Annotated in this window: 7 protein-coding genes; 1 reads left to right on the top strand and 6 read right to left on the bottom strand. The window is 71.3% G+C overall.

Annotation, left to right across the window (positions count from 1 at the left end):
* Positions 1–31: 31 nt before the first annotated feature.
* The 3 genes from ASC77_RS21085 to ASC77_RS21075 all read right to left on the bottom strand — a co-directional run bounded on the left by ASC77_RS21085 (position 32) and on the right by ASC77_RS21075 (position 3345).
* Entirely contained in the window at positions 32–691 is a 660-nt protein-coding gene (locus ASC77_RS21085; RefSeq protein ID WP_056157474.1) for a lytic transglycosylase domain-containing protein, read from the bottom strand.
* 189 nt (positions 692–880) lie between these two features.
* Positions 881–2302, bottom strand: coding sequence for a PhoH family protein (locus tag ASC77_RS21080; protein WP_414813203.1), 1422 nt, complete (start codon positions 2300–2302; stop codon positions 881–883).
* A gap of 269 nt (positions 2303–2571) precedes the next feature.
* Positions 2572–3345 carry an isoprenyl transferase gene (locus ASC77_RS21075; protein WP_268788434.1) on the bottom strand — a complete coding sequence of 258 codons (774 nt, stop codon included), beginning with the start codon at positions 3343–3345 and terminating at the stop codon, positions 2572–2574.
* Positions 3346–3443: 98 nt separating this feature from the next.
* Between ASC77_RS21075 and trhA the strand changes: the two genes are divergently transcribed.
* A complete protein-coding gene (gene trhA, locus ASC77_RS21070; RefSeq protein WP_056157471.1) occupies positions 3444–4175 on the top strand; it encodes a PAQR family membrane homeostasis protein TrhA in 732 nt (243 codons plus the stop codon).
* 24 nt (positions 4176–4199) lie between these two features.
* On the opposite strand, the gene ASC77_RS21065 is transcribed toward trhA, so the two are convergent.
* The 3 genes from ASC77_RS21065 to ASC77_RS21055 are packed head-to-tail and all read right to left on the bottom strand — an operon-like array spanning position 4200 to position 15746.
* The gene (locus ASC77_RS21065; RefSeq protein ID WP_235547903.1) at positions 4200–10823 is read right to left on the bottom strand and encodes a carboxypeptidase-like regulatory domain-containing protein; all 6624 of its coding nucleotides are present in this window, start codon (positions 10821–10823) and stop codon (positions 4200–4202) included.
* A gap of 5 nt (positions 10824–10828) precedes the next feature.
* On the bottom strand, positions 10829–13435 hold the full coding sequence (locus tag ASC77_RS21060) for a carboxypeptidase regulatory-like domain-containing protein (RefSeq protein WP_056157464.1): 2607 nt from the start codon (positions 13433–13435) through the stop codon (positions 10829–10831).
* 1 nt (position 13436) lies between these two features.
* Entirely contained in the window at positions 13437–15746 is a 2310-nt protein-coding gene (locus ASC77_RS21055; RefSeq protein ID WP_056157461.1) for a carboxypeptidase-like regulatory domain-containing protein, read from the bottom strand.
* Between the last annotated feature and the right edge of the window lie 159 nt (positions 15747–15905).

Raw genomic sequence — 15905 nt, 5'->3', positions numbered from 1 at the left:
ATCACTGACCGGTCCCGCTACGCGGTCCCGATCAGTAGAACCCGTGCGACTCCGAGTGCGCCCACGCGCCGCAGGGGCTGCCGTAGCGGTCCTGGATGTAGCCCAGGCCCCAGGTGATCTGGGTGGCCGCGTTGTGCTCCCAGTCGGGGCCCGCGGAGGCCATCTTGGAGCCCGGGAGCGCCTGCGGGATGCCGTAGGCCGAGGACGACGGGTTGTCGGCGCTGACGTTCCAGCCGCTCTCCCGCGTCCAGAGTGAGTCGAGGCAGCCGAACTGGTCGGCACCGAAGCCGAACTGACCCATCAGCGCGCGGGCGATGTCTCGGGGATCGCCGTCGCTGAGGTCGACCGAGCTGGTGCGCGCCGGACCGCTGGTGGCCGACAGCGCGCTCACCTTCGCCGGGTCCGCCTCACGACGGCGGTCGGCCGAGCGCGAGGTCGTCGTCCGGTCGATCGTGGCGGCGGCACCGGCGGCGGCCGCGTCACCGTCGCCGAGCGTCGAGCCGAGGTCCTGCGCCGTCGTCGCCACCTGCGCCGGCGAGCCGAGCATGCCGCCGGACACGGCTATGCCGGTGACCGCCACGGCGACGGAGGTCATCACGACCCCGGTGCGGAGCGCCTTCTTGGGCGCCTCACGCAGGGTCGGCTCAGCGACGTGGCGGTGCTTGGGGACGTACTTCTTGTGCTTCGACAAGGCCTCGGGGCTCGGGTAGACGACTCGGGGAGACCAACGACGGCGTTGTCAGAGGTCACGAAAAGATCACGGCCACCCTGCCTGACGAGGGAGGTGGTTGCAAACCGAACGGCCCAACCGGTCGGACAAAATGGCCGGTTGGCCACCTCCCCCGTCACAGCAGTCACAGGGGGCGCAGGAGCACCAGGATCAGAGCGCCACGTTCTCCAGCATCTCGGTCACCAGGGCCGCGATCGGCGAGCGCTCGGACCGGGTGAGGGTCACGTGGGCGAAGAGCGGGTGCCCCTTGAGCTTCTCGATCACGGCCACCACGCCGTCGTGCCGACCGACGCGCAGGTTGTCGCGCTGGGCGACGTCGTGGGTCAGCACCACCTTGGAGTTGGCACCGATCCGGGACAGCACCGTGAGCAGCACGTTGCGCTCCAGCGACTGGGCCTCGTCGACGATCACGAAGGCGTCGTGCAGCGAGCGGCCCCGGATGTGGGTCAGCGGCAGCACCTCGAGCATCCCGCGGTCGAGGATCTCGTCGATGACCTCCTTGGACGTCATCGCCCCGAGGGTGTCGAACACGGCCTGGCCCCAGGGCGACATCTTCTCGCTCTCCGAGCCCGGCAGGTAGCCGAGCTCCTGGCCGCCGACGGCGAACAGCGGACGGAAGACGACGACCTTCTTGTGCTGGCCGCGTTCCATCACCGCCTCGAGGCCGGCGCAGAGGGCCATCGCCGACTTGCCGGTGCCGGCCCGGCCGCCGAGCGAGACGATGCCGACCTCGGGGTCGAGCAGCATCTCCAGGGCGACCCGCTGCTCGGCGGAGCGGCCGTGGATGCCGAACGCCTCACGGTCGCCGCGGACCAGGTGGACCTGCTTGTCGGGGCCGACCCGACCGAGCGCCGTGCCCCGGTCCGAGAGCAGCACGAGGCCCTGGTGGCAGGGCAGCTGGCGGGCGGCCTCGAGGTCGATCACGCCGTCGTCGTACAGCTCGTCCAGGTCGGCCGCCGCGACCTCGAGCTCGGCCATGCCGGAGTAGCCGGTGTCGGAGTCGCTGACCGCCTCCGCGCGGTACTCCTGGGCGTCGAGCCCGACCGCGGACGCCTTGATCCGCAGCGGCAGGTCCTTGGAGACCAGCGTGACGTCGAAGCCGTCGTTGGCGAGGTTGCGCGCCACGGCCAGGATCCGGGTGTCGTTGTCCCCGAGTCGGAAGCCGGACGGCAGCGACTCGGGATCGGTGTGGTTGAGCTCGACGCGCAGCGTCCCGCCCTCCTCGCCGACCGGCACCGGCTCGTCCAGGCGGCCGTGCACGACGCGCAGCTCGTCGAGCGAGCGCAGCGCGGTGCGGGCGAAGAAGCCCAGCTCGGGGTGGTGCCGCTTGCCCTCCAGCTCGGTGATCACCACGACCGGGAGCACGACCTCGTGCTCCGCGAAGCGCCCCAGCGCCCCTGGGTCGGCCAGCAGCACGCTGGTGTCCAGGACGTAGGTGCGGACGCCGGGCGTCGGCACCGCGGTGGCTTTGGCGCGGGTCTTGGCAGTGGAGGCGGAGCGCTGTGACTTCTGAGCCTGGGTCGGCACGATGACACCCCTTCGCAGGCCGGCGGGCACTCCGCGTCCGGCCATCTAGCTCACACTGATGGACCGGAACGAGCCCGAGCGCCGGAGTGCCGGCTCCCGGTCGCGCACCAGCAACGCTGCTGCTGCGCTGTGCAGTCGTGAATACTCACGAACGGGCCTCCCGATACGGCGAGCTTCCCCACTCCCCGATACCTCGGAAAGTACGCCGCTGGGGGGCACGTTCCGGGGCGACACGCCCGACCGTTGGGTGAACGTCACGTAGCGGAAATACGGACAGGGTCAGGCCTGTATCGCCGCGGATCGGCGGAGGCAGGCTAGGAGCCGAAACGGCGCTCGCGCTGGGCGTACGCGCGGATGGCGCGCAGGAAGTCCACGCGCCGGAAGTCGGGCCAGTAGGCCTCGCAGAAGTAGAACTCCGACTTGGCGCTCTGCCACAGCAGGAAGCCGCCCAGCCGCTGCTCCCCGGAGGTGCGGATCACCAGGTCCGGGTCGGGCTGGCCCTTGGTGTAGAGGTGCTCGGCGATGTGCTCGACGTCGATGACGGTCGCGAGGTCCTCGAGCGACATCCCCTTGGCCGCCGACTCGTGCAGCAGGGCCCGCACGGCGTCGGCGATCTCCCGGCGGCCGCCGTACGGCACCGCGACGTTGACGAGCATCCCGTCGACGTCACGCGTCGCCTCCTCGGCGGCCTTGAGCCGCTGGGCGATCGACGCCGGGAGCAGGTCGAGCGCGCCGACCGGGTGGATCCGCCACCGCTGCTGGTCGGCGAGCGAGGCCACCGCCTCGGCGATGATGTCGAGCAGGGGTGCGAGCTCACGCTCCGGGCGCGTGTCCAGGTTGTCGGTCGACAGCAGCCACAGGGTGACGACCTCGATGCCGACCTCGTCGCACCAGCCGAGCAGCGGCTCGATGTTGGCGGCCCCGGCCCGGTGGCCGTGGGCGGTGTCGCGGCCGACGGCCTTCGCCCACCGGCGGTTGCCGTCGAGCATCACGCCCACGTGCTTGGGCACGTCGGCGGGCATCCGCCGCAGCATCCGGGCCTCGTAGGCGGGGTAGAGCACCCGGCGAGCTCCCCGCTTCCAGTCCACCCGTCGATGGTACGGCGTCGGTGCGCGTGTCGGAGACGTTGACGTGACGTTCACCGCCTGTGGCGTTTCCGTGCCCTACCTGCGGGTAGGTTCTGTCCATGGACCAGTCCGTGAACCAGACGATGCGCGCAGGGATCGACCACCTGCAGGATGCCGTCGCCGACCTCGCGGCGGACATCAAGCCCAAGCTCCGTGGCTGGCTGCACCTCGGCACCGCTCCGCTGACCCTCGCGGCCGGCATCGTGCTCATCGCGCTCTCGCCGAACAGCACCACCCGGATCGGCTCGGCGGCCTTCACCGGCACCGCGCTGATCCTCTTCACCGTGTCGGCGATCTACCACACCGGCACGTGGTCACCACGCACGTGGGCGTTCCTGCGGCGCTTCGACCACGCCAACATCTTCCTGCTGATCGCCGGCTCCTACACCGCATTCAGCCTGCTCCTCCTCGACGGCGCCACGCGCTGGATCCTGCTCGCCACCGTGTGGGGCGGCGCGATCCTCGGCGTGCTGTTCCGGATCTTCTGGACCGACGCCCCGCGCTGGCTCTACGTGCCCCTCTACATCGCGATGGGCTGGGCGGCGGTCTTCTTCCTGCCGTCGTTCCTCGACGGGGCCACCCGCCTGGGCGTGGGCATCGGCATCGCGACGTTCACGATGATCGTGGTCGGCGGCGCGCTCTACACCTTCGGCGGCGCCGTCTACGGCTTCAAGCGGCCCAACCCGTGGCCTCGGTGGTTCGGCTTCCACGAGGTGTTCCACACCTTCACGATCCTCGCGTTCGTGGCCCACTACGTCGGCGTCTCGCTCGCGACATACTCGCTGCGCTGACCGCTCCGCGCTGGTCCCGGCGGGCTACGGCGCAGCGCCGGCCGCCCAGGCCGTCCCGGTCCAGTACGCCGAGGAGCCGTTGCCGAGCACGACCTTCTTGCCGGTGGCCCACGCCGCGGCGGGGGTCGCGGTCACCCCGGACAGAGCCGCCAGGTTGAAGGGGATCGGTGAGGCCGCCGGAGTGAACGTCCCGTCGTCCTTGGCCCCGGTGACCGGCCCGGGCGACTTGCCGCTCTGCCAGGCCGAGCCGTCCCAGTACGCGTTGTTGCCGTCGCCGAGCACGACGTAGTCGTTCTTGGCCCAGATCGCGGCCGAACCCAGGTCGAAGTGGCTGTCGGCGTTGATGGCCGCCAGGTTGGTCGGCTTCACCGACCCCGCCGGGGTGAACGATCCGGGGTTGCCGGCCGTCACTCCGGTGGCCGGCGGCCCGGGCGACTTGCCGCTCTGCCAGGCCGAGCCGTCCCAGTACGCGTTGTTGCCGTTGCCCAGCACGACGTAGTCGTTCTTGGCCCAGATGGCGGCCGAACCCAGGTCGAAGTGGCTGTCGGCGTTGATGGCCGCCAGGTCGGCCGGCTTCACCGCTCCCGTGGGCGAGAACGCTCCCGGGTTGCCGGCCGTGACACTGGTGGCCGGCGGCAGGGGCACCGTGACCGTCATCGCGTACGTGCCGCCCGCGTCCGGCCCGACCGGGTCGTCGATCACCACGGTGTCGTCTCCCGGGCGCCCGTCGACGGTCGCCGACACGGTCCAGCTGCCGGCGGGCAACTGGAACGTGTAGGTGTAGCCCGTGGTGCTGACCGGGTCGGTGTAGTCGCGCGGGCTGGTGTCCGGCAGCGGGGTCGCGAGGGACGTGAGCGTCAGCAGCGCCTGCGGGTCGCTCGGGATGTGGCCGTTCACGGTGACCACGAGGGTCGCGTACTCGCCGTCGAGGCTCAGCGACACCGGGAGCGCGCCGCCGGCCGGCTCGGTGTCCGGCACCGCGGCGGTGGTGGTCTGGTCGGAGCCGAAGAACGCGTTGGCGGGCGACGGCACCCCCTTGACCACGTAGCCATTGCCCCCGGTGGGGAGCCAGACGAGCGTGGGCGAGGCCGAGCCGACGCTGACGTCGACGGGAGTCACACCCGGGTCGTCGCCGGCGCGGGTGATGGAGACCTTCGCCGTACCCGGGAAGCCGCTGCCCGCGAACCCCGGGACGATGCTCTTGCCGGCGCTGATCGCGACGGCGCCCTCGTGGATGGTGACGTCGCCGGTGGCGCGGTCGGCGTCGTCCTCGTCGCCGGAGAGGACCAGGCCCGTGCAGGTGCCGACCTGGTCGTCACCGTTTCCGGTGTCGACGACCGCGCTCGCGCGCCCGTAGTGGTGGTGGGCGGTGTCCGGGGTGACGCTGACCTGCCAGCACCCCCACGGCACCGACTCGAAGGTCGCTTCTCCCCCCGTGACCGTGGCGGGAGAGATCGGCGGACCACCCGCGCGGCTGATGGTCACCGTGGCGCCATCGGTGCTGCCGCTCGTCCAGCTGGGTGACACGTCGAGCGTGATGCCGCGGGTCACGCCGACCAGTGTCGGGTTGATGTTGGTGAAGCCCGCGGCGACGTAGCTGAAGGCGAAGCTGCCGAGGGGCTGGGTGAGGTAGCCGTGCTTGCTGAACACGAGGTACCAGGTGCCGTCGGGGACGGTGGTGAAGCTGAAGTGCCCGGTGGCGTCGGTCTTCGTCCGCATCGGCTGGCGATCGGTGCCCTTCGCCGCCCCGGAGCCGTCCTCGTGGACGTCGGCGGCACAGGCGTCGTCGGGGCAGATCCGGACCAGCACGTCCTTGATCCCGCCGGCGACCACACCGCTGGCGATGCTGGACCCTCGGACGATGCCCAGGTCCCGCGTGAAGGTGGGCGTGCCCTCCTCGAAGGTCGTCGAGCTCGCCGTCGAGATGTAGCCCGACTTCGAGACCGCGATCTTGTACGAGCCCGGCACGACATTGGTGAAGACGTAGGACCCCGAGTCGGCCGGCGTCTCGGTCGGCACGTTCGGGAGCGTCGTCAGGCCGTCGGGGGTCTGCAGTCGCACGGTGGCGCCCGAGACGGCGCCGACCTGGTCGGTCACCTTGACCGTCACCTGGGTCAGGTCGACCCACATGTTGACGGTCTTGGACACGGTGGTGCCGTTCAGGCCCTCGATCAGGACGCCCGGCAGGGCCCCGCTGGGGGTCGCTCCGGGCAGGTGGAAGCCGGGGGCAGATGCGGTCAGCAGCCAGTTGCCCGAGTCGATGCCCTGCTGCGAGGTGGAGCCGGTCAGGGTGAACTGACCGAGGTCGTTGACCGACGCGGTGAACCGCTTCGACGTGTCCGCGTGCGCGCAGTAGTGGGTGCCGGCCGGGACGTTGTCGCAGAAGGTGAGCTGCACCTCGGCACTGGCGAGTGCCCGGACCGGGGTGTCCGGATCGTCCGGGTCCGCCGACGCGGGCGCGATGATGCCCTTCACCGTGCCGGTCACCGTGCCGAGTCGGGTGAGGGTCACGGTGCAGGACTGCCCGGCGCCGGGCGGGATGTTCGTCGTCGTCCTGCTGGACACCGGGGTCGGCGCGTCGCAGGTCATCGGCAGGGAGCCCGCGCCACCGCCGGCGACGCCGAACGCGTGCGACGCGGCGCGGATCCGCACCTTGTAGTCGGTGGCGTTGGGCTTCAGCCCGGAGAACGTGACCGAGTTCGACGACGCCGCGGCGGTCACGGTCTGGAGCTCGGTGGTGCCCTTGAAGAGCGTGAACTGCGCGCCGTTCACGCTCCCGCCCGCGTCGACCGTCGAGACCGTGAGCGAGCCCTGCTTGACCAGGGTCAACGGGTCGCCGCCGTCCCAGACGCAGGACGTGGCGCCGACGTCACAGGTCACCCCGAGCGGCACGGACTCGTAGCCCGCGAGCGTCGCGGTCACCTTGTAGTGGCCGGGGCGGGCCATGCCCGCAGGCAGGCGGGAGTCGTTCCAGTTCAGGTGGGCGTGCCCGTCGACGGCGGGGACGTCCGGGCTGGCCGTCAGGGACACGAAGGTGCCGCCACCGGTGATGTCGACGCTGAACGTCACGTTCGCCCAGCTGATGCCGCTGTCGGTCGGGTTGGAGAGCAGGGGGAGGGAGTTGCCGTCGATGGCGGTCGGGTTGAGCGTGAACGCGTTCAGGCCGCTCGTCAGGAGCTGACGGTTGGTGATGAGCAGCGGGTCGTAGCCGTCCTTGTCGATCTCGATCGACGAGGCCGCGCTGGAGCGGAAGGTCTGCACGGCGAGCGAGCCCGCGGTCCAGGCCCCCGCCGAGGGGCACTCGCCCGCGCTGGGCTGGGTGGTCGTCACGTCGGTCGGGTTCGGCTGGATCGCGAAGCAGCCGAGCTGGTCGGTCGTCATCTCCGCGGTGCCGAGCACGGTCGAGCCGGTGTTGTAGGTGCTCGGCGCGACGACCTTCACCGACGCGCCGTCGATCTTCTTCGCCGTGCCGTCGATGTTGGCGGTCACCTGCCCGACGACGTTGCCGATCGGGAGGGTGAGCGTGAGGTCGACCGCGATGTCCTGGTCGAGACCGATGAAGACGCCGCTGCGCGAGTCCTTGAGACCGGCGGAGTCGGTCGCCGAGATCGTGTAGGTGGCGTCCTTGATCTTGGTCAGGGAGACGCGTCCGGTGCCGTCGGTGGTCCCGACGATGTCGTCCGTGGTGTCGGTGGGTGTGCCGGGGTCGAGCCGCACCGGCACCAGCGTCGCCGGGACGAGGTTGCCCGAGGTCCCGGGCTTGCGGACCGTCACCGTCAGGCGGCCCTTGCGGTGCAGCGGCACGCTGAAGTTCTGGGTGTCCCCGACACCGAGGACCTTGACCGCCGGATCGGCCGCCTCGTACTCGGGGTCCGACGGCTTCACGTAGACCGTGTACGAGCCGTGCTTGAGGACCTCGACCGAGTAGGTCCCCCGGCCGTTGACGAAGGCGCAGACCGGCTGCGGCTCCGTCGAGTCGAGGGCGAAGGTGCCGGACGTGGGCGTGCAGGTCGGGTCGGCACCGGTCGTCGCCTGCGTACAGGTCTCGCTCGGCTCGTCGTCGCCGGTCGGCACGACCCAGATGCAGGTCGGGCCGGAGGGGGTGCCGACGACCGAGGTGATCGTGCCGGTGACCTTCGGAGCCGGGTAGAGGCCCAGAGTGCCGATGTTGACTGTGCCGTCGGCCGGGACCTGGACCCGGGTCGTGGCCAGCTCGTAGCTGGGCGCGGTGACCTCGACGGTGTGCAGGCCCGGGAGGAGGCCGGTGCTCGTGTCCTCCGGGAGCGTGAACGTGTCGCCGGGGAGGAACGTCGTCGGGTAGGTGACCCCGCCGGCGCCGCTCGGGTCGGCGGTCGCTCCGTCGGTGTCGATGTCGGGCTCGAAGACGCGCGCCGTCAGGCACTCGGAGCCGGCCGGGGTGCAGGTGATCGCCAGGCCGGTGCCCGCGTCCACGACCTGGCCCTGGATCTTCGACCGGCCCGCGAGAACGCCGCCGGCGAGCTCGTCGACGACCCGGTCGAGGTTCGTGGTGCGTCCGGCGCGGACGGTGACGGTGACGTGGTCGGTCACGAACCCGAAGAACTGCGTCGTCAGCGCGTAGGTGCCGGGCGCGACCCCGTCGAGGAGGTAGCTGCCGGCGGGCTGCGACGTCGACATCGTCTTGTACGTGTTGTCGGCGTTGGTGAGGGTGAGTCCGGCACCGATGACCGGGTCCGTGTCACCCGAGGTCGCCTTGCTGGTGACCGTCCCGCTGACCGAGCCGGTCGACGGGACCAGGTCGGCGCTCGTCGCGGCCCGGGACTGCCCGGGCTTCAGCGTGACCTTGCTCGTCTGCGTCTGCATGCCGGGACCGGTCAGGGTCACGACGTACGTCCCCGGGGCCGGGAGGCCTGGCACCGTGTAGGTGCCGACGAAGTCGGCGGAGACCCGGGCGCTGCTGCCCGCGACCTTGTCGCCCTGCGTCAGCGTGGTCGCCGTGCGGACCTCGCCGGACTCGCTGGTGACCGTGACCGTGGCGCCGCCGACCCCGGTGAGCTCGCCCGACTCGTTGACCGAGCGGACCCGGCCGGTGAGGCTCGCGACGCCGGCCTTGAGGACGAGGTCGGCGGTCGCGGTCCCGCCTGCGGCCAGGCCGACCATGCGGGACTCGCTCGAGAAGCCCGGCTTCGAGGCCTGTACGACGTACGAGCCGGGGGTCGAGAGTCCCTTCACCGACCAGTGCCCGATGTCGCCGCGCGAGTTGGTGCTCGTGGTGAGGGTGGTGGTGCCGTCGGAGATCGTCACCGTCGCCGCGCCGACGCGGCCGCTCGGGCCGACGACCGTGCCCGAGAGCGCGCCCTCGCCGGCGGCGAGGTCGACCTCGAGCGGCTCGGCCGAGGCATCGCTCGTCGAGTCGATGACGTAGGACTGCTTCTGGAAGCCGGGCTTGCTGAAGGTGAGGAGGTAGTAGCCGGGCTTCTTCACCTTCGCGAAGGCCCACGACCCGTCCGCGGTGGTCGTCGCCGTACGGTCCGACGGCGTCGTCGGCAGCGACCGGTTCAGGAACGCCGACGCGAGGCTCATCCCCGTGCTGCCCAGCTGTGACCTCGAGACGCCGACGCCGACGCCGCCCTGCGCCTTCTCGTCGACGAGCGAGGTCGGCTCCAGGCTGACCCGGACGCCACCGGGCTGGTCTCCGGCCACGGTGCCGGTCAGCGTGAGCTCGGAGTCGTCGGCGTCTGCGGCCGCGGACTTCGCGCCGCCCTTGCCGCCGCTGCCACCGCCGGTCCCGGCGGTGCCGCCCGACCCGCCCGAGGAGCCCGACCCGTCGCCGCCGCCGTCCTTGCCGCTGCCGCCCGGGGCGCCGTCGGCAGTCGTCGTGGTGGTCGACGAGCCGCTGCCGATCCGGTCGGCCAGGTTCGGGATGAAGATCACGGCCGCGCCGATCCAGATCGCGAGGACCGAGAGCAGGGCCACGGTCTTCATCAGCACCGTGCCCACCAGCGGGTGCTGGGTCACCGAGCCGTCGACGTGCCGCAACGACTCGGTGCCGCTCGCACTGACCGTGAAGGTGTGGTGCTCGCTGCCGCCGAAGAGCCGGCGCCGGGACACCGTCGCCCGCCCGCGCACCAGCTCCGTGGCACCGGGCAGCACCTCGACGACCTTCTTGCGGAACCGGACCCGCAGGCGAGGGGAGGTCTGCACGCCGAGGGTCACCCGGGCCGGCTCGTTGCCGCTGTTGCGCAGCGCGAGCTTCATCCGGCGCGAGTTGACCGTGGACAGCGACCGGGGCCGGAGCTCGAGGGTGAGCTGGTTGCGCGGGTTGACCACCAGCGTGCTGTCGACCATGACCGCGCCGCCACCGGTGGAGCGGCCGGTCGCCGGGTCGAGGGCCTGCACCGTGAACGCGAACGGATAGTGCGCAGGCACCGTCCCCTGGGCCGGCGACATCTCGAGCGTGACCATGACGCTCTGGCCCGGCTCCAGCACGGCGGTGCGGATCGGCGCGGGCAGCCACGCGGAGTCCACGCCGAGCGCGCCGACCGCGAGGACCCGCGGCGACGTCGCGTTGTTGGTCAGCGTGACCTCGACCGGGAGCGGTGACCCCGCAGCGGTACGCAGGTGGCTCGCGACCAGCAGGCCGGGTGCCGGTTCGGCGTTCGGGAACATCGACGTCACTGCTCTGCCCTCAGGGTGATGGTCCGCTGCTCGCTGGCGCCGAGCTGGACGGTCCGCGAGCCCTGCGGCGCGCTGCCGCGGGTCGGGCGGACCTCGATCACGTAGACCTCGGGCGCGTCGACGTCCTCGAAGTCGAAGTGGCCGCTCGCGTTGGTGCGGACCGTCCGGTAGGGATCGTCGGGGTAGTCGGACGACCGGTAGATGTCGACGTACCACCCTGCAGGCACCGTCGAGCCGCCCTGGGTGACCGTGCCGGAGATCGAGGCCGCGGCGGCGAGCACCGGGCTGTAGTCGCGCACCTGCCCGGCGGTCAGCTGCATGATCGTCGACGTCGGGCTGACGCCGTTGCGGCTGACGCTGACGGTGTAGGTGCCGGGAGGGATGTTCTCGATGCGGTAGGCGCCGAGGTCGGCGGCGGGCACCGTGGCGGTGATGACGGTGTACGTCGCGCTGCCGGAGCTGAGCTGGACCGTCACCTCACCGACGGGCACGTTCGTCGACGACCCACCGGAGACGGGCTGCTTGATGACGCCCTTCACGACGGCGGCCGACGGCTGCATCGACACCTCGATGCCCTCCGAGGAGACCGTCGCGCCCTGGGATCCGGGCGTGATCTGGCCGGAGGCGTCGAGCGACACCGACAGGGTCTGCGAGGCGAGGTCCGCGCGGGTGAACGTGACGGTGTAGGTGCCCGGGATGGCCAGGCCGCCGACCTTCCAGCTGCCGATGTCGCCCGCGCTCTGCGTCGCGGTGATGATCGTCTGCTCGCCGTCCGTCACGGTCACCGCCACCCCGCCGGCCGGATCCCGGTCTGGCAGCAGGGTGACGGACCCGTTGAGGGAGCCGGACGACTTGCCGAGCGTCAGCGCGACGCCGGTCAGCTTCTGCCCCTTGGCCAGGGTCAGCGTCATCGTCTGCGTCGCGAACCCGGGCTTGCTGGCGACCACGGTGTAGCTCGCCGGGGTGGGGAGACCGCGCAGCGTGAAGCTCCCGACGTCCCCACTGGTCAACGAGATCGTGGTGACCTCGGTCTGCCCCGAGGAGGCGGTGATGGTGACCCCGCCGAGAGCCCCGGCCGCGGAGCTGACGGTCCCCGAGATCACACCGTCGCCCTTGCGCAGGGTGATCTCGACGCCGTCGCGCTCCTCGCCCGCACCCACGTCGACGCGTTGGGTCGCGGTGGCGTAGCCGGTCTTGGTCACGACGAGGTCGTAGACGCTGGGCGACGGCACGTTGGTGAGCTCGAACGACCCGTCGGAGCCGATCGGGACGGTCTGGACGACGGCGCCCGTGGTGGAGTCGGAGCCGCTGGTGACGGCGCCTCCGGCCACTGGCACCGTGAGCGCGAGCGACGCGGCCGAGACGTCGTCGCCGAGCACCGTGCCCTTGATGGAGGCGGGGACACCGCCGAGGGAGACGTCGAGGCCGGCCTTCTTGCTGTTGGCCTCGAGCGTGACCGTCTTCGAGTTGTCGGCCGACAGGGCCTGCGGGTACCAGAGCTGGACGAAACCGGCGCCGCGGAAGGTGAGCTTGTAGTCGCCGGCAGGCAGGTCGGAGACCGACCAGGTGCCGGCCTTGTTGGTCGCCGTGTTGGCGATGGGCTCCGAGGTGTCGTCGGCCGGGAAGACGTCGACGGCGACACCGGGCACGGGCTTGCCCGAGGTCAGCAGCAGGACGGTGCCCGACATCCCGCTGCTGCCCGAGGTCGCGGCCGCGTTGCGCGCCTGCGCGATCTCCAGGGCGAGGTTGCGGTCGGCTGCCGACTGGCCGACGATCCGCGAGAGAGCGAGCGTGATGACGACCGCGAAGACGGAGAGGGCGAAGAGCAGCCCGAAGAGGGACAGCAGGCCCCGGCCGAGCAGGGCCTTCTGCACGAACGAGGCGTTCGCGAGCGGCGCGTCCTCCGAGCCGGGGCGCGGTGCGGCGCGGTTCTTCTTCTTGGGCTTCTTGACGGTGAGCTTCTGGTCGACCGACTCTGCCGCCGGCGGTGCGACGGGCACGGGAACGCCCGCGGGCAGCGGGTCCTCCATGCCGATGTCGAGCACGCGGACGAACGGGCCACCGACCAGCGGCCGCTTGGACTTCGCCTTGATCTCGACGACCGCGTGCTCACCCGGCTGGAGGTCGAGCACGGGCGGGTCGAACTCGAACTGGACCTTGCCCTCGGCGTCCGTCCCCGTCAGCCGGCCGCTCACGTTCGTGTTGCCGGTGTTGTCGACGAGCAGGCCGAAGCGACCGACCTTGCCCGCCGTCAGCGCCATCGGGTCGACCCGCATCTGCACCGAGCGGGTGCCGGGGACGACGAGCACGATCTCCTCGACGCTGGTCGCCTCCGGCGGGGTCAGCTCGCGCACCTGCACAGTGATCCGCCGGTCGCCGGCGACCATCCCGTCGGGAATGGTGATCATCGCGGTGATCGTCCGGGTCTCGTCGGGGAAGAGCGAGATCTCGGTCTCGTCGATCTCGATCCAGCTCGGGTCGGCACCCAGGAATCGGAGCGTGTAGCCGCCGATCACGTCGCTGGTGTTGCTGATCGTGATCTCGATCGGCTCCGGCCGCCGGGGTACGGCGATGATGCGGCGCTGGCTCAGCTCGACGTACACGTCAGCCCGCCGCCTTCATCACGAAGCCCTGGACCGAGGTCGCCCCGGACTTCACCGTGACGATGCCGGTCTGCTGCTTGAGACCGTCGGCCGTGACGGTGACGCTGTAGGTGCCGGGCAGCAGCGAGCTGAACAGGTAGCCGCCGTTGGCGAGGGTGCCGCCGGCCGAGCTGCTCGTGGTCACCCAGGAGCGGGCCCCGTTGGTGGCGGTCACGGTCGCGCCGACGAGCACGCCCCCGCCCGGCCCGGTGACGGTGCCCCGGATGCCTCCGAGCTGCGTGTCGAGCGTGACGGCGACCTTCGGCGGCGTGCCGTTGGCGCCCAGGCTGATCGGCACCGTCTCCGAGGCGTAGCCGTCGGCGACGAACGTCAGGGTGTAGTCGCCAGGTGCGCTCAGCCCGCAGATCGAGAAGCTGCCGACCGCCCCCTCGGTGAGGGTGGTCGTCGAGGGGACCGTGCTCGGGTCGGCGGTGCTGCCGCTCTGCACGGAGCCACCCTGGAGGACGTTGACGCCCCCGAGCAGGTTGCCGTCGGCGTCCTTGACGGTGCCGACGGCACACCCGCTGCCCGACGCCAGCTTGACGTTGACCCCCGCCTTGCTCTGCCCGGCCTCGAGGTCGACGATCACCGCCCGGGAGCCGTGGTCCTCGCTGGTGAACGTGAGCATGTAGGTGCCGGGGGTCGCGAGGTGGTCGAGGGTGTAGGCGCCGACCTGGCCCGTGGTCGGCGTGATGACCGAGACCTCCTGGCCCGCGACCGTGCTGGTGATCTTCACGTTGCCCAGCGGGTTCGTCCCGTCCGTGACGACGCCGCTGATCTGACCGCTGCCGGAGCTGAGCACGACGGTCGGCTGGATCCGGGACTCGCCACCGCCGACGGTCGTGACCACCTTCGTCGCCTGGTAGCCGGGCGCGCTGAAGCTCAGCTCGTACGTCGCCGGCGCAGGCAGGTTGGTGAGCGAGTAGCTCGCGCCGTGGGCGACCGTCTGGGCCACCGGCGCGGTGCCGCCGGCCGCGGAGGTCGACCGCGCGACGACCTTGGTGGTGACGGGGACCAGCGAGGCGCCGGGGTCGATGTCGCCCGTGATGCTGCCGGGCTTGCCCTGGATGACGACGTTGATGCCCTCGGACTTGCCCTGGGCAGCGACGGTGACCTGTTTGGCACCTGCCTTCGACGGGGCGTTGGGGTACCAGACGGGTCGGTAGCCGTCGGCGCTGAACTTCAGCCGGTACGACGTCGGGTACAGCCCGGCGAGGCTGTAGGTGCCGTCGGACTGGGTCGCCGCCGAGCTCACCTCCAGGAGCTTGGCGCGACCCTGGCGGTAGGCCTGGACGGTGATCCGTCCCGCGGGCAGCTGGTCGCTGGCCGCGGTGACCGTGCCGCTGATCTCGCCGCCGACGCCCGCAGGCAGCAGGCCGGTCTTGGGCATCGCGCCCGCGGGCGCGGGCCCGGTGGTCGCCGCGGACGGATCGAGGTCGCCGGAGGCGTCGTCGGCCGACACCGGGAAGAACGACGCGGGCGCGGTCTTGGTCATCGGGTCGCCGGCCAGCACCTGGGTGAGGCCGAGCAGGAAGATCGCAGCCCAGAGGACGACGATGCTCAGCAGGATCAGCGCGGTCAGCAGACCCCGACTGACCAGCGGCTTCTGCCGGAGCCGGACGACGGTCTCGCGCTCGAGCTCGGGGATGGTCTCGGTCTCGTCCATCGCCGGGATCGTGTGCGCCCGCTTGGCGACGAGTCCGACGGTCACCATCCGGTCGGTCTCGGAGCCGGTGAACATCCGGGGGCCCTTGACCGCCAGGATCACCGGGGTCGAGGCGCCGGGCTCGACGTGCACGGTCTCGGGCGTGAACCTCGTCTTGGTGCGCTTGTCCTCCTGGGTCGAGGACAGCACGGCGTCGAGCGCCACGTTGCCGCTGTTCTCGATGTTCAGGACGAAGCGGCCGGTGCGCTTGGACCGGATGGTCTGCGGGTCCGGCGCCAGCTTGATGTCCGGGCGGGCCGACACGGACAGGTCGATGTCGACGTGCTGGGTCGGCGAGCCCGAGCCGTGCGAGACGACGGCGACGGTGAGGGGGTGCATCCCGGCCGGCTGGTGCGTCGGCACGCCGATGGTCAGCGTGATCTGTCCCTGCGCGTCGGGGAACAGCGGCAGCAGCTGCGGCTCGACGCTGATCTGCCCGTCGGGGAGCCCGATCAGGTGGGCGGTCACGCCCTCGATCAGCTCGCCGGTGTTGACGACGTCGACGCAGACCTCGACGGTCTCTCCCGGGTTGGCGGTGACCAGTCGGTGCTCGGTTGCTACGCGCACGACTGTCCTCCCCGGGCGACTTGGCTGACCGTCCGATCCTAGGAATCGAAGGCGCGTGCGCGTGGCCGAATGCGGAAACCCGATCGGGTCAATCCCCTGGCCCGTTCGGGCGGTGTCAACCACCCCGGAAGGGGACGGTCACCCGAGGGGCGATCTGGG

Origin of the sequence: Nocardioides sp. Root1257, assembly GCF_001425175.1 — a bacterium.
In the GTDB taxonomy this organism is placed as follows: domain Bacteria; phylum Actinomycetota; class Actinomycetes; order Propionibacteriales; family Nocardioidaceae; genus Nocardioides.
The sequence above is the reverse complement of the archived record's forward strand: the minus strand, read 5'-3'. Positions and strand labels throughout refer to the sequence as shown.

Excerpts from the sequence above, each read along its gene's own strand:
- ASC77_RS21080 (WP_414813203.1), bottom strand. The coding sequence starts at position 2,302 with ATGGCCGGACGCGGAGTGCCCGCCGGCCTGCGAAGGGGTGTCATCGTG.
- trhA (WP_056157471.1), top strand. The coding sequence starts at position 3,444 with ATGGACCAGTCCGTGAACCAGACGATGCGCGCAGGGATCGACCACCTG.
- ASC77_RS21065 (WP_235547903.1), bottom strand. The coding sequence starts at position 10,823 with ATGTTCCCGAACGCCGAACCGGCACCCGGCCTGCTGGTCGCGAGCCAC.